This is a genomic window from Pseudomonas sp. C7.1 (assembly GCF_056312395.1).
The window spans coordinates 3,770,241-3,796,418 of record NZ_JBWDTL010000003.1; the positions used below are offsets into that span (position 1 = coordinate 3,770,241).

17 protein-coding genes, 1 pseudogene and 2 riboswitches are annotated in these 26,178 nt (G+C 63.0%); of the genes and pseudogenes, 7 read left to right on the forward strand and 11 right to left on the reverse strand.

Features of this window, described 5'->3' with window-relative positions:
• The first annotated feature begins 151 nt into the window (after positions 1–151).
• Both AC0T4W_RS21045 and AC0T4W_RS21050 read left to right on the forward strand, forming a co-directional pair.
• Positions 152–1,243 (forward strand): efflux RND transporter periplasmic adaptor subunit, encoded by a 1,092-nt coding sequence (locus AC0T4W_RS21045; RefSeq protein WP_476322387.1) that lies wholly within the window; start codon positions 152–154, stop codon positions 1,241–1,243.
• Positions 1,244–4,312 (forward strand): efflux RND transporter permease subunit, encoded by a 3,069-nt coding sequence (locus AC0T4W_RS21050; protein ID WP_476322390.1) that lies wholly within the window; start codon positions 1,244–1,246, stop codon positions 4,310–4,312.
• A gap of 108 nt (positions 4,313–4,420) precedes the next feature.
• Here the strand turns inward: AC0T4W_RS21050 and AC0T4W_RS21055 are convergent, their stop codons facing one another.
• The 7 genes from AC0T4W_RS21055 to cbiE form a co-directional block, all read right to left on the reverse strand.
• Positions 4,421–5,440 (reverse strand): FecCD family ABC transporter permease, encoded by a 1,020-nt coding sequence (locus tag AC0T4W_RS21055; protein ID WP_476322393.1) that lies wholly within the window; start codon positions 5,438–5,440, stop codon positions 4,421–4,423.
• On the reverse strand, positions 5,437–6,390 hold the full coding sequence (locus AC0T4W_RS21060) for an ABC transporter substrate-binding protein (protein ID WP_476322396.1): 954 nt from the start codon (positions 6,388–6,390) through the stop codon (positions 5,437–5,439). Before AC0T4W_RS21060 ends, AC0T4W_RS21055 begins: the two co-directional genes overlap by 4 nt.
• Complete coding sequence (locus tag AC0T4W_RS21065; protein ID WP_476322399.1) at positions 6,387–7,157, reverse strand: ABC transporter ATP-binding protein; 771 nt, start codon at positions 7,155–7,157, stop codon at positions 6,387–6,389. Before AC0T4W_RS21065 ends, AC0T4W_RS21060 begins: the two co-directional genes overlap by 4 nt.
• Positions 7,157–9,268, reverse strand: a complete 2,112-nt coding sequence (locus AC0T4W_RS21070; protein ID WP_476322402.1) for a TonB-dependent receptor — start codon at positions 9,266–9,268, stop codon at positions 7,157–7,159. Before AC0T4W_RS21070 ends, AC0T4W_RS21065 begins: the two co-directional genes overlap by 1 nt.
• Positions 9,269–9,423: 155 nt before the next feature.
• A riboswitch (cobalamin riboswitch) is annotated at positions 9,424–9,628 on the reverse strand.
• 187 nt (positions 9,629–9,815) lie between these two features.
• Positions 9,816–10,532, reverse strand: coding sequence for a (2Fe-2S) ferredoxin domain-containing protein (locus tag AC0T4W_RS21075; protein WP_476322405.1), 717 nt, complete (start codon positions 10,530–10,532; stop codon positions 9,816–9,818).
• Positions 10,533–10,654: 122 nt separating this feature from the next.
• Complete coding sequence (locus AC0T4W_RS21080; RefSeq protein ID WP_476322408.1) at positions 10,655–11,374, reverse strand: cobalt-precorrin-6A reductase; 720 nt, start codon at positions 11,372–11,374, stop codon at positions 10,655–10,657.
• A complete protein-coding gene (gene cbiE, locus AC0T4W_RS21085) occupies positions 11,371–12,573 on the reverse strand; it encodes a precorrin-6y C5,15-methyltransferase (decarboxylating) subunit CbiE (protein ID WP_476322411.1) in 1,203 nt (400 codons plus the stop codon). Before cbiE ends, AC0T4W_RS21080 begins: the two co-directional genes overlap by 4 nt.
• Before the next feature lie 58 nt (positions 12,574–12,631).
• Positions 12,632–12,832, forward strand: a riboswitch (cobalamin riboswitch).
• Between the two features lie 95 nt (positions 12,833–12,927).
• Here cbiE and cobG point away from each other — a divergent pair.
• The 5 genes and pseudogenes from cobG (at position 12,928) to AC0T4W_RS21110 (ending at position 19,553) form a co-directional block, all read left to right on the forward strand.
• A complete protein-coding gene (cobG, locus tag AC0T4W_RS21090; RefSeq protein WP_476322414.1) occupies positions 12,928–14,271 on the forward strand; it encodes a precorrin-3B synthase in 1,344 nt (447 codons plus the stop codon).
• A complete protein-coding gene (locus tag AC0T4W_RS21095) occupies positions 14,264–14,890 on the forward strand; it encodes a precorrin-8X methylmutase (protein WP_476322417.1) in 627 nt (208 codons plus the stop codon). Before cobG ends, AC0T4W_RS21095 begins: the two co-directional genes overlap by 8 nt.
• Complete coding sequence (locus AC0T4W_RS21100) at positions 14,887–15,639, forward strand: precorrin-2 C(20)-methyltransferase (protein WP_476322420.1); 753 nt, start codon at positions 14,887–14,889, stop codon at positions 15,637–15,639. The genes AC0T4W_RS21095 and AC0T4W_RS21100 overlap by 4 nt, the downstream gene beginning before the upstream one ends.
• A 211-nt stretch (positions 15,640–15,850) precedes the next feature.
• A pseudogene (cobJ, locus tag AC0T4W_RS21105) lies at positions 15,851–17,511 on the forward strand (precorrin-3B C(17)-methyltransferase).
• 188 nt (positions 17,512–17,699) lie between these two features.
• Positions 17,700–19,553: a P-loop NTPase fold protein gene (locus tag AC0T4W_RS21110; RefSeq protein ID WP_476322423.1), complete on the forward strand. Its 1,854-nt coding sequence runs from the start codon at positions 17,700–17,702 to the stop codon at positions 19,551–19,553.
• 129 nt (positions 19,554–19,682) lie between these two features.
• Here AC0T4W_RS21110 and cobF read toward each other — a convergent pair whose 3' ends face one another.
• The 4 genes from cobF to cobN form a co-directional block, all read right to left on the reverse strand.
• Complete coding sequence (cobF, locus tag AC0T4W_RS21115; RefSeq protein WP_476322426.1) at positions 19,683–20,450, reverse strand: precorrin-6A synthase (deacetylating); 768 nt, start codon at positions 20,448–20,450, stop codon at positions 19,683–19,685.
• Positions 20,447–21,133: a vWA domain-containing protein gene (locus AC0T4W_RS21120; RefSeq protein WP_476323825.1), complete on the reverse strand. Its 687-nt coding sequence runs from the start codon at positions 21,131–21,133 to the stop codon at positions 20,447–20,449. The genes cobF and AC0T4W_RS21120 overlap by 4 nt, the downstream gene beginning before the upstream one ends.
• 2 nt (positions 21,134–21,135) lie before the next feature.
• Entirely contained in the window at positions 21,136–22,149 is a 1,014-nt protein-coding gene (locus tag AC0T4W_RS21125) for a magnesium chelatase ATPase subunit I (RefSeq protein ID WP_476322429.1), read from the reverse strand.
• A gap of 219 nt (positions 22,150–22,368) precedes the next feature.
• A complete protein-coding gene (gene cobN, locus AC0T4W_RS21130; protein WP_476322432.1) occupies positions 22,369–26,103 on the reverse strand; it encodes a cobaltochelatase subunit CobN in 3,735 nt (1,244 codons plus the stop codon).
• Positions 26,104–26,178: the final 75 nt, after the last annotated feature.

Genomic DNA, 26,178 nt, shown 5'->3' on the forward strand with positions numbered 1-26,178 from the left:
TTAAGCCATGGCGACTCGGCAGGTCGCCGGCTTCAGCGGCATGTCAGCCAGGCACATGGAGATAGCCCGCGTTTGCCCCTAGAATGTCGGTCATACGCACCCGATCGGGTGCGATCTTCTATTGATCTTGTCGCTGTCAGGGATAGTCATCTTGAACCTTCGCCCCCTCCTCTATCTGTGCCTGCCAGCTGTACTACTGACCGGCTGCGATAAGCCCCCCGCACCTCAGGAACAGGCACCGCGCCTGGTCAAGCTGTTCACCGTGGAAGATCCCGTCGGCCAGCGCCTGCGCGAATTTCCGGCACGTTTGAAGGCCACCAACGAGGCTGAACTGTCCTTCCGCATCGCCGGGCAGTTGAAGACCTTCAACGTGCTGCAAGGCCAGCAGGTAAAACGCGGCCAGCTGATCGCCAGCATCGAAGACACCGACCAGCGCCTGCGCGTGCGTGACCGTCAGGCCAGCTATGACCTGGCCAATGCGCAATTCCAGCGCATTGCCACACTCTATAAACGGCAGATGATTTCGCGCTCCGAGTACGACCAGCGCAAAGCCACCCTGGACTCAGCCTTGGCAGCGCTCAACCTGGCGCGCCAGGAGCAGGACTACACGCAGATCCTCGCGCCCTTTGATGGCGTGGTGGCCAGCACCTATGTGGATAACTTCCAGGTGGTGCAGGCCAAACAGCCCATCGCCACGCTGCAAAGCGGCGACATGCTGGATGTGCTATTCCAGTTGCCGGAAAACCTACTGACCAACCTGCGCAGCCGGGAAGAAAACCCCGACTACCACCCCAGCGTGACCCTGGACAGCCTGCCGGGCCGCGAGTTTGAGGCGGTGTACAAGGAACACAGCACCCAGCCAGACCCAAAAACCCTGACCTATCAGGTCACCCTGTCGATTCCGCGCCCGCCGGAACTCAACCTGCTGCCCGGGATGAGCGCCACCGTCAAAGTCGACTTTGCGCAAATTGAGCGCACCCCCGACACCCGCATCCTGGTTCCCGTCGAGGCGGTGTTCAGTGCCGACAACGGGCCGGCCACGGCCAAGCAGGTGTGGCTGGTGAATAAAACCGAGGCGGGGCTGAGCCTCAGTGCTCGCGCCGTGGAGGTTGGCCAGCTGACCCACGACGGCATTGAAGTGTTGAGCGGGCTGACGCCCGGTGAGCAGATCGTCGCCGTGGGCGGCGCTGAGCTGGAAGAAGGCCAGGCTGTTCGTCCCTGGGTACGCGAGCGGGGACTGTAAATGGATATCGCCGGTTATTTTATCCAGCGCCGCGTCACCAGCTGGCTGGTCACCCTGGTGCTGGGCATTGGCGGCTTGATGGCCTTTCTCGGCATCGGCCGTCTGGAAGACCCCGCCTTCACCCTGAAAAACGCCATGGTCATCACCAGCTATCCCGGTGCCTCGCCGCAGCAGGTGGAAGAGGAAGTCAGCTACCCGCTGGAAAATGCCATCCAGCAGCTGCCCTCGATCAAAAAAATCACCTCGATCTCCAGCGCCGGGCTGTCGCAGATCAGCCTGGAGCTGCACAGCCAGTACAAGGCCGACGAAATTCCACAAATCTGGGATGAGCTGCGGCGCAAGATCAACGACCTGCAACCCAACCTGCCGCCGGGGGTTAACCCGCCCCAGGTGCGCGATGACTTCAGTGACGTCTTCGGCTTCTTCCTGCTGGTTACCGGCGAGGGCTACAGCGCCCAGGAGCTGCGTGACTTTGCCGACTACCTGCGGCGTGAGCTGGTGCTACTGCCGGGCGTGGGCAAGGTGACGCTGGCCGGCGCGCGCCAGGAACAGGTGCAGGTGGAAATCTCACGCAGCAAGATGAGCGCCCTGGGCATCGCACCGCAGCGTTTGGCGCAGGTGTTGAGCCAGCAGAACGTGGTGTCCAATGCTGGCCGGATTCTGGTTGGCAGCGAGTCCATCCGCCTGCACCCCACTGGGGAATTTCAGGATGTACGCGAGCTGGAACGGCTGATCATCAGCGACCCCGGCAGCTCGCAGCAGATCACCCTGGGCGACATTGCCCAGGTCAGCCGCGGCTTCAGCGAAACCCCAGGCAACCTCTACCGCATGAACGGGCAGCCCGCGCTGACCCTGGGCATTGCCTTTGCGCCCAAGATCAACGTGGTGGATGTCGGTGCTGCGGTGAATGCGCGTCTGGCCGAGCTAGACAACCAGCGCCCGGCCGGGATGCAGCTGCAGGTGTTTTACGATCAGGCCGCCGAAGTTGATTCTTCGGTGCAGGGCTTCGTGCTCAACTTCGTGGCCTCTGTGGTCATCGTGATTGTCGTGCTGCTGGTGTTTATGGGCATGCGCAGCGGCCTGCTGATCGGCCTGATCCTGGCCCTGACGGTGCTCGGCAGCTTTATCTTTATGCGCCTGCTGGGGATTGAGCTGCAGCGTATTTCTTTGGGAGCCTTGGTCATTGCCCTGGGCATGCTGGTGGACAACGCCATTGTGGTGGTCGAAGGTATTCTGGTCGGCCGCCAGCGCGGGCAAAGCACGTTGGAAGCGGCGCGGGCCATCGTCAAGCAGACCAACCTGCCACTGCTCGGCGCAACCCTGATCGCCATCATCGCCTTCGCCCCCATCGGCCTGTCCGACGACTCCACGGGCGAATTCTGCCTGTCGCTGTTCCAGGTGTTGATGATTTCCCTGCTGCTCAGCTGGGTCACCGCCATCACGCTAACGCCGTTCTTCGCCAGCCTGTTCTTCCGTGATGACCAGACGCTGACCGGCCAGAGCCAGGGCGACCCCTACGGCGGGGTGATTTTCACCGCCTATCGCGCCCTGCTCGACTTCGCCTTGCAGCGCCGCAGCCTGACCCTGGGGCTACTGAGCGTGCTGCTGGTGGTGGCCATAGCCGGCTTCAGCAACGTACGGCAAAGCTTCTTCCCGCCGTCCAACACGCCGATGTTCTTTATCGACCTGTGGCTGCCGCAAGGCACGGACATTCGCTACACCGAGCAGCTGGTAACTGAGCTGGACCAACATGTGCTTAAGCAGGAAGGCGTAACCGCCGTCAGCAGCACCATCGGCCAGGGCGCGCTGCGTTTTATCCTCACCTACGCGCCGCAAAAGCAGTACCCCAACTATGCCCAGCTGCTGGTGCGTACCGACAACCTGGAACGCATCGAGCCGCTGATCAATCAGTTGGAACAGCACGTTGCCGAGCAGTACCCGCAGATCAAGCCCAAGTTCAAGCAGCTGATGCTCGGCCCCGGCAACGACAGTAAGATTGAGGCGCGCTTTAGCGGCCCCGACCCCGACGTGCTACGCCGCCTGGGTGGCGAAGTCAGTCACCTGATGCGCCAGGACCCGGTGGCCAATGCGGTGATGCACGACTGGCATGAGCGCACCAAACTGATCCGCCCACAATTCGCCGAAGCCCGCGCCCGCGAGCTGGGAGTGGACAAAAGCGAGCTGGATGACCTGCTGCGCATGAGCTTCTCCGGCATGAATGTCGGCTTGTACCGCGACGGCACCCGCTTGCTGCCGATTGTGGCGCGCACACCGGACAACGAACGCTTGAATGCCGACAGCCTCAACGACCTGCAGGTGTGGAGCAACGCCCGGGGTGGTTACCTGCCCATTGAACAGGTGCTACTGGGTTTCAATACCGAGTGGGAAGACCCGCTGATCATGCGCCTGGACCGCAAGCGCACCCTCACCGTACAGGCCGACCCGGCGCTGCTCAGTGGCGAAACCGCGGCCCAGCTGTTCCAGCGCCTCAAGCCACAGATCGAAGCCATCGCCCTGCCCGAGGGTTACAGCCTGGAATGGGGCGGCGAGTACGAAAGCTCCCGCGACGCGAAGGCAGCGGTATTCGGCAGCCTGCCCCTGGGTTACCTGGTGATGTTTATGATCACCATCCTGCTGTTTGACTCGTTCAAACGCGCGGCGGTGATCTGGCTCACCGTCCCGCTGGCGATGATCGGCGTGACCCTGGGCTTTCTCATCACCGGCATCCCTTTCGGCTTTATGGCCCTACTCGGCCTGCTCAGCCTGAGCGGCATGCTGGTGAAGAATGGCATCGTTCTGGTGGATGAAATCCAACTGCAGCTGGCCAGCGGCAAGGATGCCCTGCAGGCCGTGGAAGAGGCTTCCATCAGCCGTGTACGGCCGGTGGCCATGGCCGCCCTGACCACCATCCTGGGCATGAGCCCGCTGCTCACCGATGCCTTCTTCCAAAGCATGGCGGTGGTGATCATGTTCGGCCTGGGCTTCGCCACCCTGCTGACCCTGGTGGTGCTGCCAGTGCTGTATTGCGTGTTCTACGGGATCAAGGAGCAGCGCAGGGCAGAGGCCTAAGACGCTCAAGCGCAGGCATTGCGGGTGGACAGCGCATGGCGTGTCCACCCGCGTCTAGGAGCCTGTCGGACTTGACACTGTTCTACTGCGGAAAAGCCCGACAGGCTCCTAGCGTCGACGCAACAACGCCACGAAAAACACCCCGCCAATCGCCGCCGTGGCGATGCCGATGGGCAGGTCCTGCGGCGCCAGCAAGGTGCGCGCGGCGACATCCACCCAGACCAGAAACAGCGCGCCAAGCAGCGCACTCACCGGCAGCAGACGACGGTGTTCGGCCCCCACCAGAAAGCGTGCGACATGCGGCAGGATCAGCCCGACAAAACCGATCGCGCCACTGAGCGACACCAGCACCCCGGTCAGCAGCGAAGCGCAAACAAACACCAACAGGCGCACCCGGCGTGGTTCCAGACCGAGGCTGACCGCGCTGTGTTCACCGGCCATCAGCGCATTCAGCGCCCGCGCCAACCCCAACAACAGCAGCACCGCCAGCGCCAGGCACAACGCCGGCAGCCACAGCAGTTCCCAGCGCGCCAGACCAAGGCCGCCGAGCATCCAGAAGATCACCGAACTGGCGGCGTGATGGTCGCCAAGAAACAGCAGCAGGTTGCTCGCCGCCATCATCACAAACGACACCGCCACCCCAGCCAGCAGCAGGCGATCACTCTCCAGCCGGCCACCGCGACTGGCAATCGCCAGCACCAGCAGCATGCTCACCAGCGCGCCGATAAAGGCCGCCAGCGGCAGGCTGAGCAGGCCGATAAATTCACCCAGATACAGCACCACAATCACCGCACCCAAAGCCGCGCCGGAGCTGACCCCGAGCAGATGCGGGTCGGCCAGAGGGTTGCGCGTCACCGCCTGCAGCGCCGTGCCGACCAGCGCCAGCCCGGCACCGACCAACGCACCGAGCACCACCCGTGGCGCGCGGATCAGCCAGACGATGCTGTCCTGGGCACTGCTCACGGCCTGCGTCGGCTGCAGATCAAACAGGCGTTGGCCGAGAATCTCCAACACCTGCGCCAACGGCACTGGCGCTGCGCCAAAGCCCAGGGAGGCGGCGCAGGACAGTGCCAGTGCCAAAGCCAGCAACAGCAGTAACAGGCGGTAAGCGTGTGGGCTGCGAATCATTGGCCGAACGCCTGCGGGTGCAGCGCGGCGGCCAGGGTTTCGATGGCGGCGGCGTTTTCCATACTCGGCGTGACGGCCAGGTACGGCAGCACCACAAAGCGCTGCTCACGGATCGCCGTCAGCCCCTGCAAGGCCGGGTGCTGCAGCAGGAAGTCACGTTTCTGCGCCGCACTGCGCTCGCCGTAATCGACGATCAGAATCACCTCGGGGTCGCTGCTGATCACCGCTTCCCAGCCGACCCGCACCCAGCTCGCGGCCAGCTCATCCATCACATTGCGCCCGCCAGCGGCTTCGATCAGCGCCTGCGGCATGGCCAGGCGGCCGGCGGTAAAGGGGCTTTCCTCGCCGCTGTCGTAGAGAAACACCCGTGGCGCCGGGCCGCTGTTCGCCAGGCGGGCGCGCACCACCGCCACCCGTTGCTGCATGCCCTGCACCAGCGCCTCGGCACTCGACTCAACGGCGAAGATGCGGCCAAGGTTGTGCAGGTCGTTGTAGACATCCTCCAGGCTGGCCACTCGGCGTGGCATGACATGGGCGCAGGACTCGCTCAGCTCGTACACCGGGATGCCGAAACGCGCCAGGCTCGCCGGGGTGACTTCACCACCCACACGCATGCCGTAGTTCCAGCCGGCAAAGAAGAAATCCGCCTCGGCGTTGAGCAGGTTTTCCAGCGACGGCTGCCGCGCGGCCAGCTCCGGCAAATCAGCCAGCTGCGCCATCAGCTCGGGGTTGGGGGTTTTCCAGGCGCTGATGCCGCTGTAACCGACCATCCGCGATTTCAGCCCGAGGGCCAGGAGCATGCCGGTCAGGTTGATGTCCTGACTGACTGCGCGCTGCGGCGGCTGCTCGATGGTCAGCTGACGGTCGCAGCTGGTGACGGTAACCGCCTGGGCGGACAGGGCAGCGCCCAACAATGGTAGGCACAGGGCGTAACGCAGAAAACTGTTCATGGATTGATCCAGGTAATACGCGGGTGCCCCGCGAGGGGATGAAGGTCGACCAGCGCCTGCACGCCATACACCTCGGCCAGCAGCGCTTCGGTCAGCACCTCGGCCGGTGTGCCGCTGGCCACCATGCGGCCGTGGTCGAGCACATACAGGCGGTCGCAGAAGGCCGCCGCCAGGTTGAGGTCATGGAAGCTGGCCAGGGTCGCCAGGCCGAGGGTTTTGATCAGCCGCAGCAGATCAAGCTGATAGCGCGGGTCAAGGTGATTGGTCGGCTCGTCGAGAATCAGCAGCGTCGGCTGCTGCACCAGCGCGCGGGCCAGCAGCACGCGCTGCTTCTCGCCGCCGGAGAGATAAGCGAAGGCCTGGCGCTTGTGCTCAGTCAAACCCACCCGCGCCAGCGCCTGCTCGATTAGGGCGAGATCGGCCTGGTCATCGCCATCAAACAGGCCCTTGTGCGGCGTGCGGCCCATGGCGGCGACTTCGGCCACAGTGAGGCCGAAGTCCTGGGGAAACTCCTGCAACACCACCGCCACCCGCTGCGCACACCAGCGCGGCGAACGGCTCCACAGCGCTTCGCCGTCCAGCTCGACACGGCCCTGATCGGGCCGCTGAAAGCGGTAGGCGCAGCGCAGCAGGCTAGTCTTGCCGCTGCCGTTGGGGCCGAGCAGACCGACCAGCTGGCCGTCTCCCACCGCTAGCTCGATGCCGTCGAGCAACACCTGCTCTCCATTGGGCGACCAGGCCAAGTCGCTGATCTGCAAGCGCGCCATCAGAAACGGTAATCGGCAGTGACGAACACCGAACGCGGCGCGCCCAGGTACCACTGCTGGCCATCGCTGCTGCCGGTGGTGGCGTACTGGCGGTCGAACAGGTTGTTCAGCTCTAGGCCCAAACGCACATCCGCCAGCACCTGCCAGCCGATAGTGGCATCGACCAGGGTGTAGCTCGGCACCTCCACATTGTTCGCCGTGTCGGCGTAGCGCGAATCGACATAACGCGCGCCGATACCGACCTGCACCTGCTCGCTCAGCGCCTTGCTCAGCCACAGGTTGGCGGTGCGCCGTGGCACGTTGGTGGGTCGATTGCCGCTGCGATCGCCACCGGCCTCCGTGAAGTCGTCGTACTCGGCGCGCACAAACGCGGCGTTGGCCGAGACCTGCCAATCCTGCCCCAGGGCCAGTTCCAAGGTGGCTTCCAGACCATCGGAAGACTGCTGGCCGATCTGCTCGGTCGGCGCGGTCGGGGTGGCGCGGCTGAGCAGCTTCTCCTTGACGATGTGGTAAGCGGCCAGCGTCCATTCGCCCTGGCCATTCCAGAACGCCTGCTTAAGGCCGATTTCGGTCTGCTTGGCCTCGCTCAGGTCGAACTGCTGCTGGCTCGGATTAAGCGTCAGCAGGTTGCTGACGCCCTCGGTGCTGGTGGCGTACTGGCCGTACAGCGACAGCTCGGGCGTGACCTCGAAGACCAACCCGACGCGCCAGTTGTCGCCCGTCAGGCTGCGGTCGGCGCTGCTGTCGGTCAGCAGGTTATCGCGCTGGATATGCACCTGATCACGGCGCACGCCGCTGACCAGCGACAGGCGCTCAGTCAGCTGGGTGCGGTTCTCGGCGAACAGCGAGAATTGCCGCGCCAGGTTGCGCTCACGCGGGCCATAACCCAGCGGGTCGGTGCTCTGGTACTGGCCGCCACTGGAGCCGGCAAGCGGCACTGTATCAGTGAAGCTGCTGGCGAAATCATGCTGGCGAGCGAAGTGAATGCGGTTGTAATCCACGCCCACCACGGTGCGGCTGTCGAGGCCGAACAGCGCGTGCTCCAGGGTGAAGGTCTGACGGTCGCCGACCTGCTCCTGGGTGTGCTTGATCTCGTAGAAATCGCTGCGTCTGACCTGGTCACCCGGCTGCCAGCGGTAGGACTCGGCATTGCGCCAGTAGCGCTGGGTTTTTATGTAGTACAGCTGGTTGCTGGCCGTCAGCGCGTCGTTGATGCGCCAGTCACTGACCAGTCGGGTGATCTGGTCGTTGTAACGAACTTCGGCGTTAGCGACGTTGTAGTTACGCTCGCGCAGGCTCTCGCGGTACTGGCCGGCGACCAGCGGTGTGCCTAGGTAACGCTGCGGGTCCTGATCGCCCTGATCATGGGACAGGGTGAAACTCAGCGCATCGCTGGCATCCCAGCGCAGGACCGCGCTGAGCGCCTGGCTCTGCGACTCGCCATCATCGACCCAGCCATTGCTGGCCTGTTGATTGAGGTTGAGGCGGTAGCTCAGCGTATCGGTCAGCGAGCCGCCACTGTCCAGCGCGGCCTGGCGACGGTCATCGCTGCCGTAGCCGAGGCGCAGCTGGTTGCTGATGGCGCCGGCAAAGGGCTTTTTCGGCACCACGTTGATTACCGCGCCGGTCGCGCCTTCACCGTAAAGCACCGACGCCGGGCCGCGCAGCACGTCAACGCGCTCCACCGACCAGGTGTCGACCGGGAAGGTCACGGTGCCTGCGCCGACGTACTGGCGGGTGCCGTCGTACAGCTGCATGGTCGCGCTGTGCCCGGTAAACCCGCGCGCCGACAGCGCGGTGCCGCCATTGCCGGGGCTGCCGATGCTGCTGATGCCAGGGGTGCGGGTGACCGCGTCCTGCACGCTGAGGTTGTTGCGCCCGCGCACCTGCGCGCCGCTCAGGCTGCTGGTGCTGGCCGGGGTTTGCAGGGCGCTCAGGCCCAGACGCGAACCGCTGCTGGTGGGCGTATGCAGATCGCTTGCACCCTCCGCAGCAGCCTTGGCCTGCACGGTCGTGGCCGGCAGATTGACTGGAGATTCGCCCGCCACAGCCGTACCGGCCAGGCACAGGGCAAGGGAAACAGAGAGTTGAGACAGGGGATAGCGCGCCATGATGCTTCCATCGCAAAAGGGATAGGCACGGCAATCCCGATGGAAACGCGCAACAGCAAAACACGGGCGCGCAGGCACCCACGATCGGCGTCAACGCCCGCCCACCGCGGGTTGCCAAACAGTTGGGAGTTGCCGCTGCATCATGGGCAGCGCACAACATCCCTAAGAATCAGGCCGGTCTCCGGGCTCGCGAGGGTCATGACGTCATCGCCTTCCCATGCACAAAGTGCACAGTGGCATCATGACAACGTCGCTCGCTTACCGTTGCGGGGGCAGCGTCGGACTAGCCCAAAGGGCGCACCGACTTCCCGTTTAACCTTACGCACGGCGGCGTAAGACACCTGAAACGGCGCGGATATGACCATCCGCGCCAGCACAAGTCAAGGCATCAGCTCGACAAGACCAGCCGCTCAAGGGCGAGGCTTTACATCTGTGGGAGGTGCGGGCGGCATCCCGCTTTAGCGGCAATTTGTGCGGGGCAAACAATGGCTGCAGCAAACGTAGGGTGGACAACGCGAAGCTTGTCCACCATGCATGGCGTAGCGACTCAGCCCTGATCAATCCGCAGCTCGGGCACCGGGCGACCCGCCACCAGCCGCTCATCGACCAGGCGGATCAGCTCGGCTTCATCACGCACGCGGAACCACTCACCGGCTGGATAAAGGCTGGCCGTCGGGCCCAGATCGCAGGGGAACTGGCACTGGCTGCGGGTGATATGCACCCCGCCCTCGCACTCCAGTTTACCGGCGGCCTTGAGCCGTTGGCGCAGGGATTTCCACAGGTCCAGCGCACCACGCCGGGTGCAGCGCGGGCCGTTGCACAACAGCAGGCGCTGGGCGTGGGGCGGAATCTGCGACCAGGCGTGATGCCCCGGCACAGCAGCCACACCGACGCAGGGCAGATGCAGCTCGGGGTGCTCGATCAGCGCGCAAGCGGCCTCCACTGGCAAGCCCTCGGCCTGGCCCATCGCACTGGCGACAAACAGCTGCTCGGGGTTGGCCTGCTGACTTAGCTCGCTACGCAGCCAATCGAGGTGCGGGCTGCTGCTCGCAGGCTCCAGATCGATCACCAGTAGCGGCCGCTCACACTCGGCCACGCGCTGCCAGAGCGGCGCATAGCCTGCGCTGGTGTCGACGATATCGGCCAGCGCCGCTTCCCCGCGCAACTCAACCAGACGACGGCGAAACAGCTCGGCAAACGAGCCCTCAGCCAGGTCCGGGCCGACAAACAGAATGCGGGCGTAGGGCGAAACGGGCGTGGTCATGGCAGCCTCCAAAGCGGGGCGGCAGTCTAGCAGGGGGTTAGGCGTAGGGTGGATGACGCTTCACCCATCCACCAACTGCAATGGTGGATGAAAACAGCGTCATCCACCCTACCTTGCTCGCTCTACAACTGCAGCACCTCGGCCAGCGCTTCGAGGCTGACAAACTCGCGCTCCACACTCGGTAAACTCGGCCGCCGTAAAAACAACACCGGTAAACCCAACTCCCGCGCCACCTGCAGTTTTGGCTCGGTGGACTGGCTGCCGCTGTTCTTGCTGATCAGCACATCAGTGCGCAAACGGGCGAATAGCGCGCGCTCCTCGTCCAGCGCGAACGGCCCCCGCGCGCCGATAATCTCGGCACGCGGCACGGCTTGCTGGGCCGTTAGGCAGCGGACGGTCCAGTGCTGATGCAGGGGAATCTCATGCAGATGCTCCAGCGGCTCGCGGCCGAGGGTGAATAGCGGACGGCGGAAATCCTTCAGGGCTTCGACCAAACCGGCCCAGTTATCCACTTCACGCCAGTCATCACCCTCGCCGGCCTGCCAGCCGGGGCGGCGCAGCGCCCAGCAGGCAATCCCGCTCAGCTCGGCGGCGCGGGCGGCATTGGCGCTGATCTGTGCGGCATAGGGGTGGGTCAGATCCAACAGCAGTTCGATGCCCTGCTCGCGGATATACCCCGCCAGCCCTTCGGCTCCACCAAAGCCGCCCACGCGCACCTGGCAGGGCAAGTCATCCGGCACCCGGCCCAGCCCGACCAGGCTGTAGATGGCTTCGGGACTTAAACGGCGGGCCAAACGCAGCGCCTCGGTGGTGCCGCCCAACAGCAGAATGCGCGGGCTCACAGCTTGCGCACCACCAGCAAGGTAATCGGCAAGGCGCTGCGCCAGGTGTCGAAACCGCCCAGGGGCTGTGCCTGGGCCACGCTGATGCGGGTCAGCTCGCCGCCCACCTGCTCGCGCCAGGCCACCAGCGCCGCTTCGCTTTGCAGGGTCACCGCATTGGCCACCAAACGCCCGCCCGGCTTGAGGCTGGCCCAGCACTGCTCCAGCACGCCAGGCACGGTGACGCCGCCACCGATAAAGATCACATCCGGCGCAGCCAAGCCGGCCAATGCCTCGGGCGCACGGCCGGCGACCAGTTGCAGCGCGGGCACGCCGAGGGCATCGCGGTTGTGCTGAATATGCGCCTGACGACCGGCATCAGCCTCAATCGCCAACGCCCGACAGCTGGGGTGCGCGCGCATCCATTCGATGCCAATGGAGCCGCAGCCGGCGCCGACATCCCAGAGCAGCTCGCCGGGTTGCGGGGCCAGGCGCGCCAGGGTGATTGCACGCACGTCGCGCTTGGTCAGCTGACCGTCGTGCAGATAGGCGTCATCCGGCAAACCTGGCGTCAGCGGCAGCAGTCGTGCATCGGTGCCAGCCACGCACTCGACCGCCAGCAGATTGAGATCGGCAACGCGCGGCAACGCCCAGTCACTGGCCAACCCGTCGATGCGCCGCTCCTGATTGCCGCCCAGATGCTCCAGCACGGTCAAACGGCTGGGGCCGAAACCGCGTGCACGCAGCAACTCAGCCACCGCTGCCGGGCTGTCGCCGTCGTTGCTCAGCAGCAGCAAGTGCGCGCCGGGGAAAATCTGCGCCTGCAGCGCCGCCAACGGCCGCGCCACCAGCGACAGCACCGTCACGTCCTGCAGTGGCCAACCCAGGCGAGCAGCAGCCAGTGAGACGGATGAGGGCGCAGAGAACACCCGCAATTCATCCGCCGGCAGCTGCCGCGCCAGGCTCGCACCCACGCCATAGAACAACGGGTCGCCGCTGGCCAGTACACACACCGGCATCCCGCGCCGCGCCATTACCGGCTCCAGGCTAAAGGGGCTGGGCCAGCGTTCGTGCTGCCCTGGCAGATCGCTGGGCAACAGCGCCAGCTGCCGTGGGCTGCCAACAATCCACTGCGCCTCGCCCAGCGCCTGGCGCGCTGCCTCACCCAGCCCGGCGTAACCGTCTTCACCAATGCCCACCAGGGTTAACCAGGCCGTCATACCCACTCCTCTGCCCCCGCCCGACAAGCTAGGGTGTCAGCGCATCAAACAAAGCGGGCATAATACAGTCTTCGTCGGTGCCCACCGCCATGGTGCGAGGGGCCTAAGAGGGAATCCGGAGCGATCTGCCAATCGTGACCGAGCTGCCCCCGCAACTGTAAACAGCGAGTCTGCCGCCACTGTGCCACTGGGAAACCGGGAAGGCCGCGCCAGATGATGACCTGTCAGCCAGGAGACCTGCCGACGACGCTAGTCGCGAGTGCCAACATCGGGCGGGGTGTACCGATGCCATGAAATCCCCTGTGGGCGGATTTCGCTGGTTCGGTCGCCGCGTCGTAGTAGCTGGTGAAACCGTTGCGCGACCATCAAGTCTTTGCCGATCTGCCCGCCCCACGCCCAAGCGCGTGCCCCGGCCTGCTGCGTATCGTGCAGGCGCTGGACGGTGGCATCTGCCGGATCAAGCTGGCCGGCGGCGTGCTTAGCAGCCAACAGGCACGGGCTATCGCTGAGGCGGCCGAGCGCTGCGCCAGCGGTGTGCTGGAGCTGACCAACCGCAGCAATTTGCAGATTCGTGGCGTACTGCCAGGCCAGCAAGACGAGTTGATCGAACGCCTGCTCGCCGCCGGCCTCGGCCCGAGCAACCCGGCCGCCGACGATGTGCGCAACCTGCTACTTAGCCCCGCAGCCGGCCTCGATCCGCAGGCCCTGCTCGACACCCGCCCGCTGGCCGCCGCGCTGCTCGACCTGTTGCAGAATACCCCGACGCTGCATGGGCTGTCGGCCAAATTTGCCATTCAGCTGGACGGCGGCGAAGCCCTGGCGATGCTCGAACACCCCCACGACATCTGGCTTAGCGCCCTACCGGGATCGCCGGCCCGACTGGTGTTTGGCCTGGCCGGCTGCCCTGGGGATAGGCCGCTGGGCGTGATCGACGTCGAGCAGACACCCGTATTCATCGAACAACTACTTAGGCTGTTTCTCGATCTGGCCGGCAACGAACACAGCCGTATGCGCCAGCTGCTTGCCGTGATGCCGCCCAGCCAACTGCTGCAACAACTGCAAACGCGCCTGCCCTTTGCCATACAAGCGCCGCCGAGCAATTGGCAACGCACTGCAACCAGCCAACGCGCGCCGATGGGCATTTATCCACAGCTGCAAAGCGGTCTGTGCATGGTTGCCGCAGGTGCGCCCCTGGGACGGATCGACGCCGCGCAACTGCGCGCCCTGGCCGATCTGGCTGAGCAGCAGGGCGATGCCAACCTGCGCCTGACGCCTTGGCAGGGCTTGCTGCTGCCGAATATCCCCGAGCAATCAGCAGACCGATTGCTGCACGCACTGACCGAACTCGGCCTGCTCACAGATGCGCAGGAACCACTTGGCCAGCTAATCGCCTGCACCGGCTCAACCGCCTGCGCCAAGGGCCTGGCCGACAGCAAAGCCGATGCCCTGCACCTGGCCGAGCGCCTGCGCGCCATCAGCGCCCGGCCGCAAGTACATCTAAGCGCCTGCCCGCGCTCCTGCGCCGCCGCGCACACGGCACCCTTTACCTTGCTGGCCAGCAGCGCCGGGTATTACCAGCTCTATCAACGCACGCCCAAGGCGGCCGGTTTCGGCCAGCTGCAGGCCAGCGCCATGACTATCGACGAGGCCGGCGACTGGTTCGCCGCCCACTGCGCAACAGGAAACAGCGATGCTTGAGTACATCCGCGACGGCCAGGAAATCTACCGCCAGTCCTTCGCCACCATCCGCGCCGAGGCTGATCTGTCGGCGATTCCGGCGGACCTGGAAAAGCTCGCCGTACGCGTCATCCACGCCTGCGGCATGGTCGATGTGGTGCAGGATTTGCGTTTCTCCCCTGGTGCCGGTGCTGCCGGCCGCGCAGCCCTGGCCAAGGGCGCAGCGATTCTCTGCGACGCGCGGATGGTCGCCGAAGGCATCACCCGCCCGCGCCTGGCCGCCAACAACCCGGTGATCTGCACCCTGCATAACGACGGCGTGATTGAGCAGGCCCGCGCAATCGGCAATACCCGCTCGGCCGTCGCATTGGAACATTGGCGCGAGCACCTGGAAGGCAGCGTAGTGGTGATCGGCAACGCTCCTACCGCGCTGTTCTATCTGCTGGAAATGCTCGACGCCGGCGCACCGAAACCGGCGCTGATTATCGGCATGCCGGTGGGTTTTATCGGCGCGGCGGAATCCAAGGACGCCCTCGCCGCAGACAGCCGTGGCGTGCCCTATGTGATCGTGCGTGGCCGCCGTGGCGGCAGCGCCATGGCGGTGGCGGCGGTCAACGCCCTGGCCACGGAGGTGGAATGATGACGGTACAAAAAGGCCGTCTGCTCGGCATCGGCGTCGGTCCCGGCGACCCCGAGCTGATCACCCTCAAGGCCCTGCGCCTGCTGCAATCGGCGGCGGTGGTCGGCTACTTCGTGGCCAAGGCTAAAGCCAACAAAGGCCATGGCGGCAACGCCTTCGGCATCATCGAGCAGCACCTCACCGACGCGCAGCAGCGCCTGCCGCTGGTCTACCCGGTGACCACGGAAAAGCTCGCCGCGCCGCTCAGCTATGAAGATGTGATCAGCGACTTCTACGACACCTGCGCGGTGCAGATCGCCGCCCGCCTGGATGCTGGCCACGATGTCGCGGTGATCTGCGAAGGCGACCCGTTCTTCTACGGCTCCTACATGTACCTGCACGACCGCCTGGCCGACCGTTACGAGGTGGAAGTGGTGCCCGGCGTGTGCTCCATGCTCGGCTGCGCCTCGGTGCTCGGCACCCCGCTGGTGTACCGCAACCAGAGCTTGAGCGTGCTCTCCGGTGTGCTGCCGGAAGATGAACTCAAGCAGCGCCTACGCGACGCCGAAGCCGCCGTGGTGATGAAGCTGGGGCGTAACTTCGAGAAAGTCCGCCGCGTGCTGCAAGAGCTGGGCATTGACGGCCGCGCCCACTACGTCGAACGCGCGACCATGGGCAACCAGCGCATCGTACCGTTGGATGAAGTGGAGCCGATGTCCTCGCCGTACTTCTCGATGATCGTGATTCCCGGCGAGAAATGGCGCGGTTAGCAGAAATGTAGGTTGGGTTGAGAAGCGCAGCGCCGAAGCCCAACAAAACGCCACCAACGCCTATGTTGGGCTTCGCTGCACTCAACACCAACCTACTCCGCCCGTACGCAGACCGTAGGGTGGATGACGCTTCACCCATCCACCAACCGCGATGGTGGATGAAAACAGCGTCATCCACCCTACCCACTGCCACAGAACAGATGGAACCGTCATGACCACCGCCCCCGCCATCATCATCCTCGGCCCCTCCGCACTGCCCTGCGCGCGGCGTATCCAAGCGCTTTATCCCCAGGCCGAGATCCACGGCCTGCACAGCCGAGTGGCGGACGTCGAGCGCACTTATGCAGACTTCGGCGACACCCTGCGCGCGCTCTACCGCGCCGGCACACCGCTGATTGTGTTGTGCGCCGCCGGCATCGTGATTCGCAGCCTGGCCGCCGTGCTCGGTGAGAAAGACAGCGAACCGCCAGTGCTGGCCGTGGCCGAAGATGGCAGCGCCGTGGTGCCGCTGCTTGGCGGCCTCGGTGGGGTCAACCGGATGGCGCGTGAGCTTGCCGCGCACCTGCAGGTCAGCGCGGCGATCACTACCAGCGGCGAACTGCGTTTCGGCACCTGCCTGCTGGAGCCGCCGGCTGGCTATGTGCTGGCCGACCTGGAACAGGGCAAAGGCTTTGTCAGCGACCTGCTCGGTGGCCAGCCGGTGCGGATCGAAGGCGATGCGCCCTGGCTGGCTCAGGCCAAACTGCCTGTAGCTGACAAAGCCGTACGGGTGATCCATATCAGCCCGCATAGCCGTGCGGCCAATACAGACGAACTGCTGATCCACCCACAACAGGTGGCCGTATGGGTCGAACGCGCCAGCGCCGAATTGCTTAGCGAGCTGCAACAGGCGCTGCACAGCAGCAACCTGGCTGGGCAAAGCCTGGCCTGCCTGCTGGCCGCGCCAGAGCTGATGGCCAATGCCGAACTGCACCACTTCGCCGCACAGCTCAAACTGCCGCTGCGCTTTATCGACGACGACACGCAACTGCCGCCGCTGCACAGCCAACACACCAACCTGCGCCTGCTGCTGGCCGCTGCGCCGATACACGCTGCGCAACTCGGCCGCCCCCGTGGTCGCCTGACGGTGATCGGCCTCGGCCCCGGTGCCGCCGAATTTATGGTGCCCGCTGCGCGCCAGGCGCTGGATGAAGCGCAAGACCTGCTCGGCTACGAAACCTATATCAAGATGGCCGGCCCACTGCGCCCGGAGCAGGTGCGCCACTGCACCGATAACCGCGAGGAAATGCAGCGCGCCCGCCATGCCTTTGAGCTGGCCGCCAGCGGTCGGCGCGTGGTGGTGGTGTCGTCCGGCGACCCCGGCGTATTTGCCATGGCCGCCGCCGTGCTGGAAGCGCTGCATGAATCGAGCGACGCCGAATGGCAGCGGGTCGACTTGCAGATATTCCCCGGCGTTTCCGCTGCCCTGGCCACCGCCGCCAAGGCTGGCGCACCGCTGGGCCACGACTTCTGCCTGATCTCCCTGTCGGACAACCTCAAGCCCTGGGCGATTATCGAAAAGCGCCTGGCCCATGCCGCCGCCGCCGACTTGGTGATGGCCTTCTACAACCCCATCTCCAAAGCCCGCCCCTGGCAGCTCGGCTCTGCCCTGGACATTGTCCGCCAGCAACGCACCCCGGAAACCCTCGTGGTGCTCGGCCGCGACATCGGCCGCCCCGGCGAAACCCTGCGCACCCTGACGCTGGGCGAACTCACCCCAGAGATGGTCGATATGCGCACCCTGGTAATAATCGGCTCCAGCCAAACCTGCCGCTTCCCCGCGCCGAGGGCGGCGAGTGGGTGTATACGCCGAGGAGTTATCCGCAGCTGTAGGATGGGTTGAGCTTGCGATACCCATCAGGGATTGTGGCTCTCAAAAAGCGATGCATTGTCGGCAGCTAATGATATAGCAGTGCTTAATCCCTACTGTGAGCTACTATAACTGGACATTATACATCTCCTTTCTGCTCACTTATTTTTACATAGTAACCAAAAGCCAATATCTATATTTCAGGTGGCGTATGCAGACATATCCATATAATTGGGAAAAAACACTTCGGGAATACATGTCTTCAAAGCGACCGGGAGCATTAGTAATAATTGGCGAGTGGGGGAGCGGTAAAACACATATCTACCATAATGAAATCGCTCCAATACTTGACCAACTAAAATTTAATAAATTATATGTATCCCTATATTCATACGGAGTAGCTCAAAAAAGCCTAGATGATTTTGTAATTGAAGAAATGGTAGGAATTCGGGATATTGATGACTCGGGAAAAGATAGTGCAAAAAATATTCTCACATCACTATTCTCAGAAATAACCTGTGATACCGGGAAAAGTGGTGTTATAAGCGCCGCAATAATAGCCCTTGGGGGCGCAGTTAAAAAGCGTGTAGTACAGGGACTTCAGGACTACGTTTTTTGTTTTGATGATATCGACAGGGTGCCTGAAGACCATAAATATAAGCTTTGGAGCGAAGTAAATTACTTCGTTGAGTTGAACAACCGGAAAGCCATAATATTAATTGATGAGAAGCAGCTTCCATCCAAGACCGTGTTTGACAGAAATTATGAAAAAAACGTTTGGAAGGCTATTAGGCTAGCTGTTCCACCAGAAAAAGCGCTCGAATACTCATTTAGTTTGCTAGACCGAGACTTTGCTGAGGATTTACGCATTGATGAAAGTCTTTTCCAAGAGGTAGCGCGTGCGCTTGATGTGAATAACATAAGGGCTATTCATATAGCGCTTGATTCAATTCGAAGCATACACGGAGAGCTCCAAGAACTCGGCGACGATATAGATCAGAAAGCAAAAAGTGCCTTATATCAATTTTTATTTTTAGCACGACTGATCGTTTATATTAATGGCCGCAGTGATACCTTGCTCAGAAATATGGCTGCCGGAATATCAAGCATCCGAGTTCATATTTATACTGCTAAATCATACGGAGGAAAAACAGAGGAAGATCTGAGTGATGAAGAGATTTTCATAGATACACTTCCAGAATTTTTATGTGATAGATATTCATTTGATTTTGCATACAACTATATCGACTCAGGACTTATTGAAATAGAAAAACTTAAGGACTTTCTACTTAACCGTTCAGATAGTGCAGACATACTACCCCCTGAAAACATTATTAGCTTCCTAGGTGAACGGCGTAATATTTCCGAAAATGAATATATCACTCGTTATGAAGATACTCTTGAATTTATTAGCAACCCAAAACCAGGCATATATAATTACTCCCAACTTGTCTCTGCAATAAACATATTATTTTTTGACCACTCCCATGGCGGAGTACCTCTTGATCAAAACCATATTGAAACCAAAATAATTTCCGGATTAACAATATTTATTAATGGTATTAAAACCAGAACTCATGCATTAGCTCCTGAAGACATTTATACATACCGCATAGATGAGTGCCCTGAAAAGATAAAAAAATTAATCGGGGAAATAATTTTTTCAAAAGATTATCTTACGAAAATTGATAGAATTAAATCTGAATTAGAAAGGTGGGAGAAAAATCCGCATATACTTATGAAATCAAGTAGCGAGTTTGACGTTCCTGTACTTGAGATTATAGGTAAAGAAAAAATTATGGGATTTTTAGTCTCATCTAATGGCGAAGACCTAATGAATCTCCATAGATTTATTGGTAAGAGATTTACCATGAAAGGATCTGTAAAGTTTACAGAAGAAGAAATATCTATTATTGAGATGATTCTTGGCTATTATAAAAATTACGCAAAATTTGGATTCAAGAAAGTTCAGTGTTCCGTTGGAATTCCTGTTCTGGAAGAAGCAGTTTTAAACGCGAAAGAATATGTAATAAAAAATTCTCTAAGTAAATATCTACATATATGAATTCACTAGCTTTCTACTGCTAGCCATTTCTACAATAAATTTATAACTCAACAGAAAGTGACACTTTTCATCACTTTCTGTTGAGTGGCTTCCGGTGTCGCTGGAAGCGTCGCGCTTTTCGTAACGGCCTCAGCTCGTGCCACTTCTACGCAGCAAATAGCTATCCATAATCCACCCATGCTGCTCACGCAGCTGCGCGCGGCGGCTGCGGATGGTCTCCGCGACCTCGCTTAGTGGCCCAGCGATCAGCACTTCATCCGGGGTGCCGATATACGCCCCCCAATAGATGTGCATGGGCTGGTCGACAAAGCGTTGATAGGTGTCCTGGGCGTCGAGCATCACCAGCACGCTGTCCACGCCCTCGGGAAAGCCACCTTCGGCCAGACGGCGCGCCGGGGTGATCTGGAAGGCCTGGCCGATGCTGTTAAAGCAGACCTTATGCTTGGCCGCCAGGGCTTGCAGGCTGGTGATGCCGGGGATCACTTCGTACGCAATCTGCTCGCTGCTGTTGGCCACGATCTGTTCGACGATACGCAGGGTGCTGTCGTACAGCGCCGGGTCGCCCCAGACCAGAAAAGCGCCGGTTTCGCCGTCGCGCAGCTGCTCGCGGATCATGCCCTCGAACACCTGCTGCTTATCCTGATTGAGATCCACCACGCTGCCGCGATAGTCCGGCACATCACGCACCCGTTCCGGGCAGTCGGCGCTGGCGAAGCGGTAGTCGCGGCCCTGGATAAAGCGCTCGCAGATGGTTTTGCGCAGGCCGATCAGGCTGTCCTTGGCGCTGCCCTTGTCCATCAGAAAGAACACGTCCGTGCGGTTCAGCGCGTTGATCGCCTGCACCGTCAGGTAGTCCGGGTCACCGGCACCGATGCCGATTATCAACAGGATTTTCATAAGGCTGTCTCCAGGCTGCCGGCTACAACCGGCAGCGAATCGATATGTCGGTAGTCGGCGCCCAGTTCGGCAGCCAATTGGCGCGCGCGGCCGAGGCGGATCGGCGCGCTTTCGATATCCACCAGCAGCGCCGGGCAGGCGCTCGGGGTTAACACCGGCCAGTCGCGCAGGCGGCCATCGGTGATGATCAGCAAACGCTGGCGCTCGGCCGGGTGCAGGCGCTGACGCCGCGCTTGCCAGTCGGCGGCCTGCTGCAAGGCATCAAACAGCGGTGTGCCGCCGCCTGCGCCCAACTCAGCCACCCACTGCTGCAACGCCTGGGAGGCTTTCTGCCCTTGCCACAGCCACTGCGCCTGACGGCCGGTGGCGTGCAAAACGGCCAGGCGCGCACGCTGGCGGCGGGCCTGCTCGAACACTTCACTGAGCAAGCCCTTGGCTTTGCTCAGCGCGCCATGGCGACGGGTCGAGGCCGAGGCATCGACGATTACCAGCCAGAGTTCGGACGGCCTGGCACTGCGGGGGCGTAAAAGCAGATCCTGCCGACTGCGTGGGCGGCCTTTAAGCAGGCTCGCAGACCAGTCGATACAACCCGCCGCGCCACTGCGACTGGCACCGTTACGACCACCGCCGAGTGTACCGGGAGCGGCCCGGGCATCCGCGCCTGGGGCTGTGCGCGGGCGGATGCCTAGGGCTTTTTTGCCCAGCGCGGCGGTTCACGCCGGGGGCCTGCGCTCTGCGCCTGGGCGGGTAATTCGCCCCACTGGCCTTCGCCTTGAGGCTGCTCGCTGGGTGCGCTATTGCTGGGCGAGGATTCGGGCTGAGGCTGTGGCGGCTGCGCCGCCGGCGGCGGAGTATGCCGGCGACGGTGACGCAGCACGAAATCTTCCACCGCATCGATATCAACAAGCTCGATGCGCTCAGCACTGCGCCAGGCGGCATGGGCGCGGGCGGCGCGCAGCCAGACCAAATCGGCACGCAAACCGTCGACGGCGGCGGCGAAGCAGCGCTGGCTGATCTGCTCCAAAGCGGCGTCATCCAGGGGTATCGCCGCAAGCCGGGCACGGGCACTTTGGCAGCGCTCGCGCAGCGCGTTCTGCTCACTCTGCCAGCACGCCAGAAATGCCTGGGGATCGGCATCGAACGCCAATCGACGGCGGACGATCTCGGCACGCTGGGCCGGTTGCGGCTGGGCATCCAGGGCCAGGTTAAGGCCGAAGCGGTCGAGCAGTTGCGGGCGCAGCTCGCCTTCCTCGGCGTTCATGGTGCCGATCAGCACAAAACGCGCGGCATGGCGATGGGAAATACCGTCGCGCTCAACGTGGTTTACCCCGCTGGCGGCGGCATCCAGCAGCAGGTCGACCAGGTGATCGGGCAGCAGGTTGACTTCATCGACATACAGCACGCCGCCATTGGCCTTGGCCAGTAAACCGGGGCTGAACTGCGCGCGGCCTTCGCCCAGGGCGGCGTCGAGATCGAGGGTGCCGACGATGCGCTCCTCGCTCGCGCCTAACGGCAGGGTGACAAAGCGTCCGCCATCGAGCAGATCGGCCAAACCACGGGCCAGGGTCGATTTGGCCATGCCGCGCGGCCCTTCGATCAGCACGCCGCCAATCGCCGGGTCGATGGCCGCAAGAGACAGCGCCAGTTTCAAGTCATCGGCGCCGACCACGGCGGCGAGGGGGAAATGGCTATCGGTCATGGCAGGCATCCGTAAGGGCGAAGAGCGGTGCGTAGGGTGGGTTAGCGACGCGAAACGCCGGACGGGAACCCGCATGCGACAGTGGCGCGCCGCGTAACCCACCAGACGATGGTATGCGTTGCGCCGATGGTGGGTTACGCCGCACCCCGAAAGGCGTGATGTTTGAAAATGGCGACAAGCGGCTAACCCACCCTACGGGATCAACGGGAACGCGTCGATTCATGCTTCCTCGCTGTCGATCAACATATTTTCCAGCGCTTCACGGTACTCCCCCGGCTCCTGCCAGAGGCCGCGTTGCTGGGCTTCGAGCAGGCGTTCGAGAATATCCTGCAGGGCGCCGGGGTTGTGTTGCTGGATAAAGTCGCGGGTGTCTTTGTCGAGCAAATAAGTATCGGTGAGCAGGGCGTACTGGTGGTCGTCGACCAGTTCGCTGGTGGCGTCGAAGGCGAACAGGTAGTCGATGGTCGCCGCCAGCTCGAACGCGCCCTTGTAGCCGTGGCGCTTCATGCCGTCGATCCACTTGGGGTTGGCGGCGCGGGCGCGTACCACCCGGTTGAGTTCTTCCTTGAGGGTGCGGATGCGTGGGTTATCGGGCTGGCTGTTGTCGCCGTGATAACTCGCCACCTTGGCCCCGCGCAGGGTTTCCACCGCCGCGAGCATGCCGCCCTGGAACTGGTAGTAGTCGTTGGAATCGAGGATGTCGTGCTCGCGGTTGTCCTGGTTGTGCAGCACCGCCTGCATCTGCTCCAGGCGCTCGGCGAACTGCGCGCGCGCCGGGGCGCCCTCGCTGTGGGCACCGTAGGCATAGCCGCCCCAGTTCAGGTACACCTCGGCGAGGTCTGCGCGGGTTTCCCAGAGGCGCTGGTCGATGGCGTTCTGCACGCCGGCACCATAGGCGCCCGGTTTGCTGCCGAACACCCGCCAGCCCGCCTGTTTACGCGCCTCAAATTCGTCCAGGCCACTGTCCTGCAGGGCCAGGGATTCGCGCCAGACCCGCGCCGACAGTGGGTTCATGTCTTCCGGCTCATCGAGGTCGACCACCGCCTGCACCGCCTCATCGAACAGGCGAATCAGGTTGCTAAAGGCATCGCGGAAGAAGCCGGACACGCGCAGGGTCACGTCTACACGCGGACGGCCCAGTTGCTCCAGGGGCATGATTTCAAAACGCTCGACGCGCTGGCTGCCGGCCTGCCACACCGGGCGCACGCCGAGCAGCGCCAGGGCTTGGGCCATGTCATCGCCGCCGGTGCGCATGGTCGCCGTGCCCCACATCGACAGGCCAAGCTGACGCAGATGGTCGCCGTGGTCCTGCAGATGCCGCTCCAGCAGCCGATCCGCCGCCTGCACGCCGATGCGCCAGGCAGTCGGCGTGGGCAGGTTGCGCACATCGACGGTAAAGAAGTTGCGCCCGGTGGGCAGCACATCCAGCCGGCCACGGCTGGGCGCGCCACTCGGCCCAGCGGGGACAAAGCGCCCATCCAGCGCCGCGAGCAGGCCGTGCATTTCTGCAGGGCCGCAGGCATCGAGCAGCGGCGCGACCTGATCACGCAGGCTGTGCAGCACCTGCTGGCTGGCGGCGCCCATGGCGGGCCGCGCGGCGTCCTCAATCAGTTGCAAGGCCAGTAATTCCAGGCGCTCGCGGCTGTCGCCTGTGGTCCGCCAGGCACTGTTATCCACAGCCTGCAACGCCGCCGGACGCGGCCCGCTCCAGGGCGCGGCCATGTCGCAGTCGAGCGGGTCGAAGGCCAACGCAAGATCGCTGGCCAGGGCGCGCAGCAGGCTGGCGTTGCCGCCCAGGCCATCGCCACGGGGAATACGCAGCAGCGCCAGCAGGGTGTCGCGGCGCAGGGTGCCAGCCGGTGATTCGCCGAACACATGCAGGCCATCGCGGATCTGCGACTCCTTGAGGTCACACAGGTAGGCGTCGAGTTGCGGCAGCCAACTGTTAGGGTCTTCGTTGAGCTGCAGGCCCAGTTCGCGGTCCAGGCTGGCTTCGCGCACCTTGAGCAGAATTTCGCCGCGCAGCTCGGCAGCGCGGCGCAGGTCGAGCTGGCTGGCGTCGTAATACTCATCGGCCAGGCGCTCGATATCGCGCAGCGGCCCGTAGCTTTCGGCACGGGTCAGCGGCGGCATCAGGTGGTCGATGATCACCGCCTGGGTACGCCGCTTGGCCTGGGCGCCTTCGCCGGGGTCGTTGACGATAAAGGGGTAGACGTTGGGCAGCGGGCCAAGAATCGCGCTCGGCCAGCACTGCTCGGACAGCCCCACGCTCTTGCCCGGCAGCCACTCCAGGTTGCCGTGCTTGCCGACGTGGATCACGGCATTCGCGGCAAATGCCGTACGAATCCAGCAATAAAACGCCAGGTAGCCGTGGGGCGGCACCAAGTCGGGGTCGTGATACACCGCCGCCGCATCGACCTGATAACCACGCGCCGGCTGAATGCCGACAAAGGTCAGGCCAAAGCGCAGGCCGGCGATCATCAGCCGGCCGCTACGGAACATCGGATCTTGCTCCGGGCTTCCCCAACGCGCCAGCACCGCCTGTTGGTTAACCTCAGGCAGGCTATGGAAAAACGCCAGGTAGTCGGCCAGAGTCAGGCTTTGCGCGCAGGGCCGCAGGTCGAGGTTATCAAGGTCGTTGGTCACCCCGCCCAGCAGCTGGTGGATAAGCGCCGTACCGCTCGCCGGCAGGTTATCCACAGGGTAGCCCTGGGCCTGCAGCGCCTTGAGGATATTCAGCGCCGCCGCCGGCGTATCCAGGCCCACACCATTACCGATGCGCCCGTCGCGGGTCGGGTAATTGGCGAGGATCAGGGCAATGCGCTTGTCAGCGTTGCTTTTGCGCGCCAGGGCCATCCAGTTGCGCGCCAGCGCGGCGACAAAATCCATCCCCGGCAGGTTTGGCTGATAACAGACCACATCGCTCTGGCTACGCTCGCTACGCCAGGCCAGGCCCTTGAAGCTGATCGGCTGGGTAATCAGCCGGCCATCCAGCTCGGGCAGCACGATATGCATGGCCAGATCGCGGGAACCCAGGCCCTGGGCACTGGCTTGCCACTGCTCGAGATTGTCCAGCGCGCAGATGGCCTGCAGCACCGGAATATCCCGGCGGAAGGGCCGTGCACTCGGTGCCTCCGGGTTGGACAGGGCAAAGGCGGTGGTGTTGATAATCAGCGCGCAGTCGGTCTCGTCCAGCCAGTCCTCGACCTGACTCAGGCAAGCGGCTTCCTTAAGGCTGGCCACGGCAATCGGCAGCGGATTAAGGCCTTGGGCCTGCAGGCGCTGGCAGAACACATCGATAAAGCCGGTGTTCGCCGCCTGCACTTGGGTGCGATAAAACAGCAGCGCCACCACCGGTGCAGCCGCTTGCCAATTAGCTTGCCAGTCAGCCAGCTCCGGGGTGGCATGCTGCGAGTGATACAGGCCAACGCGCGGCAACGGCTGCGGTTCGCCCCAGGCATAGTCTCGCTGCAGCCAGTGACTGGCGATGCAATTGAACAGCTGCCGAGCATTCTGCGCGCCGCCCTGGCGCAGGTACTGCCAGAGCCGCTCGCACTCAGCGGCCGGCACGTTGCTCAGGCCCATCAGCTCCGGGTCGGGATTGTCGCAGCCGGGCATCATCGCTACCCGCGCGCCACGCTCGGCCAACTCGACCAGCCGCTCGATGCCGTAGCGCCAGTAACTGACGCCGCCATGCACGGCAATCAGGATGACCTTGGCGTGCTGCAGCACCTGCTCGACATACAGATCCACCGAGGCGTGATTGCTCAGTTGCGCCGGGCTGGCCAGGCGCAGGCTGGGGTAGTCCGCCGGTAGCTGCCGCGCCACCTCGGCCAGCAGCGACAACTGCGAATCGCCGGTGCACAGAATCACCAGCTCGGCCGGGGTCTGGCCGAGGTCGGCGATGCTGTCAGCCGGGACCTGGCTGCCGGGTTGGGTGCGGAGTAGATGCATGATCGCTTTTCTCGTAGGAGGGGCTTTAGCCGCGAGCCGTATCGGGCCCAGTCGCGGCTAAAGCCCCTCCCACAT

Coding starts and splice junctions, on each gene's coding strand:
- AC0T4W_RS21050 (WP_476322390.1), top strand. CDS start 1,244: ATGGATATCGCCGGTTATTTTATCCAGCGCCGCGTCACCAGCTGGCTG.
- AC0T4W_RS21055 (WP_476322393.1), bottom strand. CDS start 5,440: ATGATTCGCAGCCCACACGCTTACCGCCTGTTACTGCTGTTGCTGGCT.
- AC0T4W_RS21060 (WP_476322396.1), bottom strand. CDS start 6,390: ATGAACAGTTTTCTGCGTTACGCCCTGTGCCTACCATTGTTGGGCGCT.
- AC0T4W_RS21065 (WP_476322399.1), bottom strand. CDS start 7,157: ATGGCGCGCTTGCAGATCAGCGACTTGGCCTGGTCGCCCAATGGAGAG.
- AC0T4W_RS21070 (WP_476322402.1), bottom strand. CDS start 9,268: ATGGCGCGCTATCCCCTGTCTCAACTCTCTGTTTCCCTTGCCCTGTGC.
- AC0T4W_RS21075 (WP_476322405.1), bottom strand. CDS start 10,532: ATGACCACGCCCGTTTCGCCCTACGCCCGCATTCTGTTTGTCGGCCCG.
- cbiE (WP_476322411.1), bottom strand. CDS start 12,573: ATGACGGCCTGGTTAACCCTGGTGGGCATTGGTGAAGACGGTTACGCC.
- AC0T4W_RS21095 (WP_476322417.1), top strand. CDS start 14,264: ATGCTTGAGTACATCCGCGACGGCCAGGAAATCTACCGCCAGTCCTTC.
- AC0T4W_RS21100 (WP_476322420.1), top strand. CDS start 14,887: ATGATGACGGTACAAAAAGGCCGTCTGCTCGGCATCGGCGTCGGTCCC.
- AC0T4W_RS21110 (WP_476322423.1), top strand. CDS start 17,700: ATGCAGACATATCCATATAATTGGGAAAAAACACTTCGGGAATACATG.
- cobF (WP_476322426.1), bottom strand. CDS start 20,450: ATGAAAATCCTGTTGATAATCGGCATCGGTGCCGGTGACCCGGACTAC.
- AC0T4W_RS21125 (WP_476322429.1), bottom strand. CDS start 22,149: ATGACCGATAGCCATTTCCCCCTCGCCGCCGTGGTCGGCGCCGATGAC.
- cobN (WP_476322432.1), bottom strand. CDS start 26,103: ATGCATCTACTCCGCACCCAACCCGGCAGCCAGGTCCCGGCTGACAGC.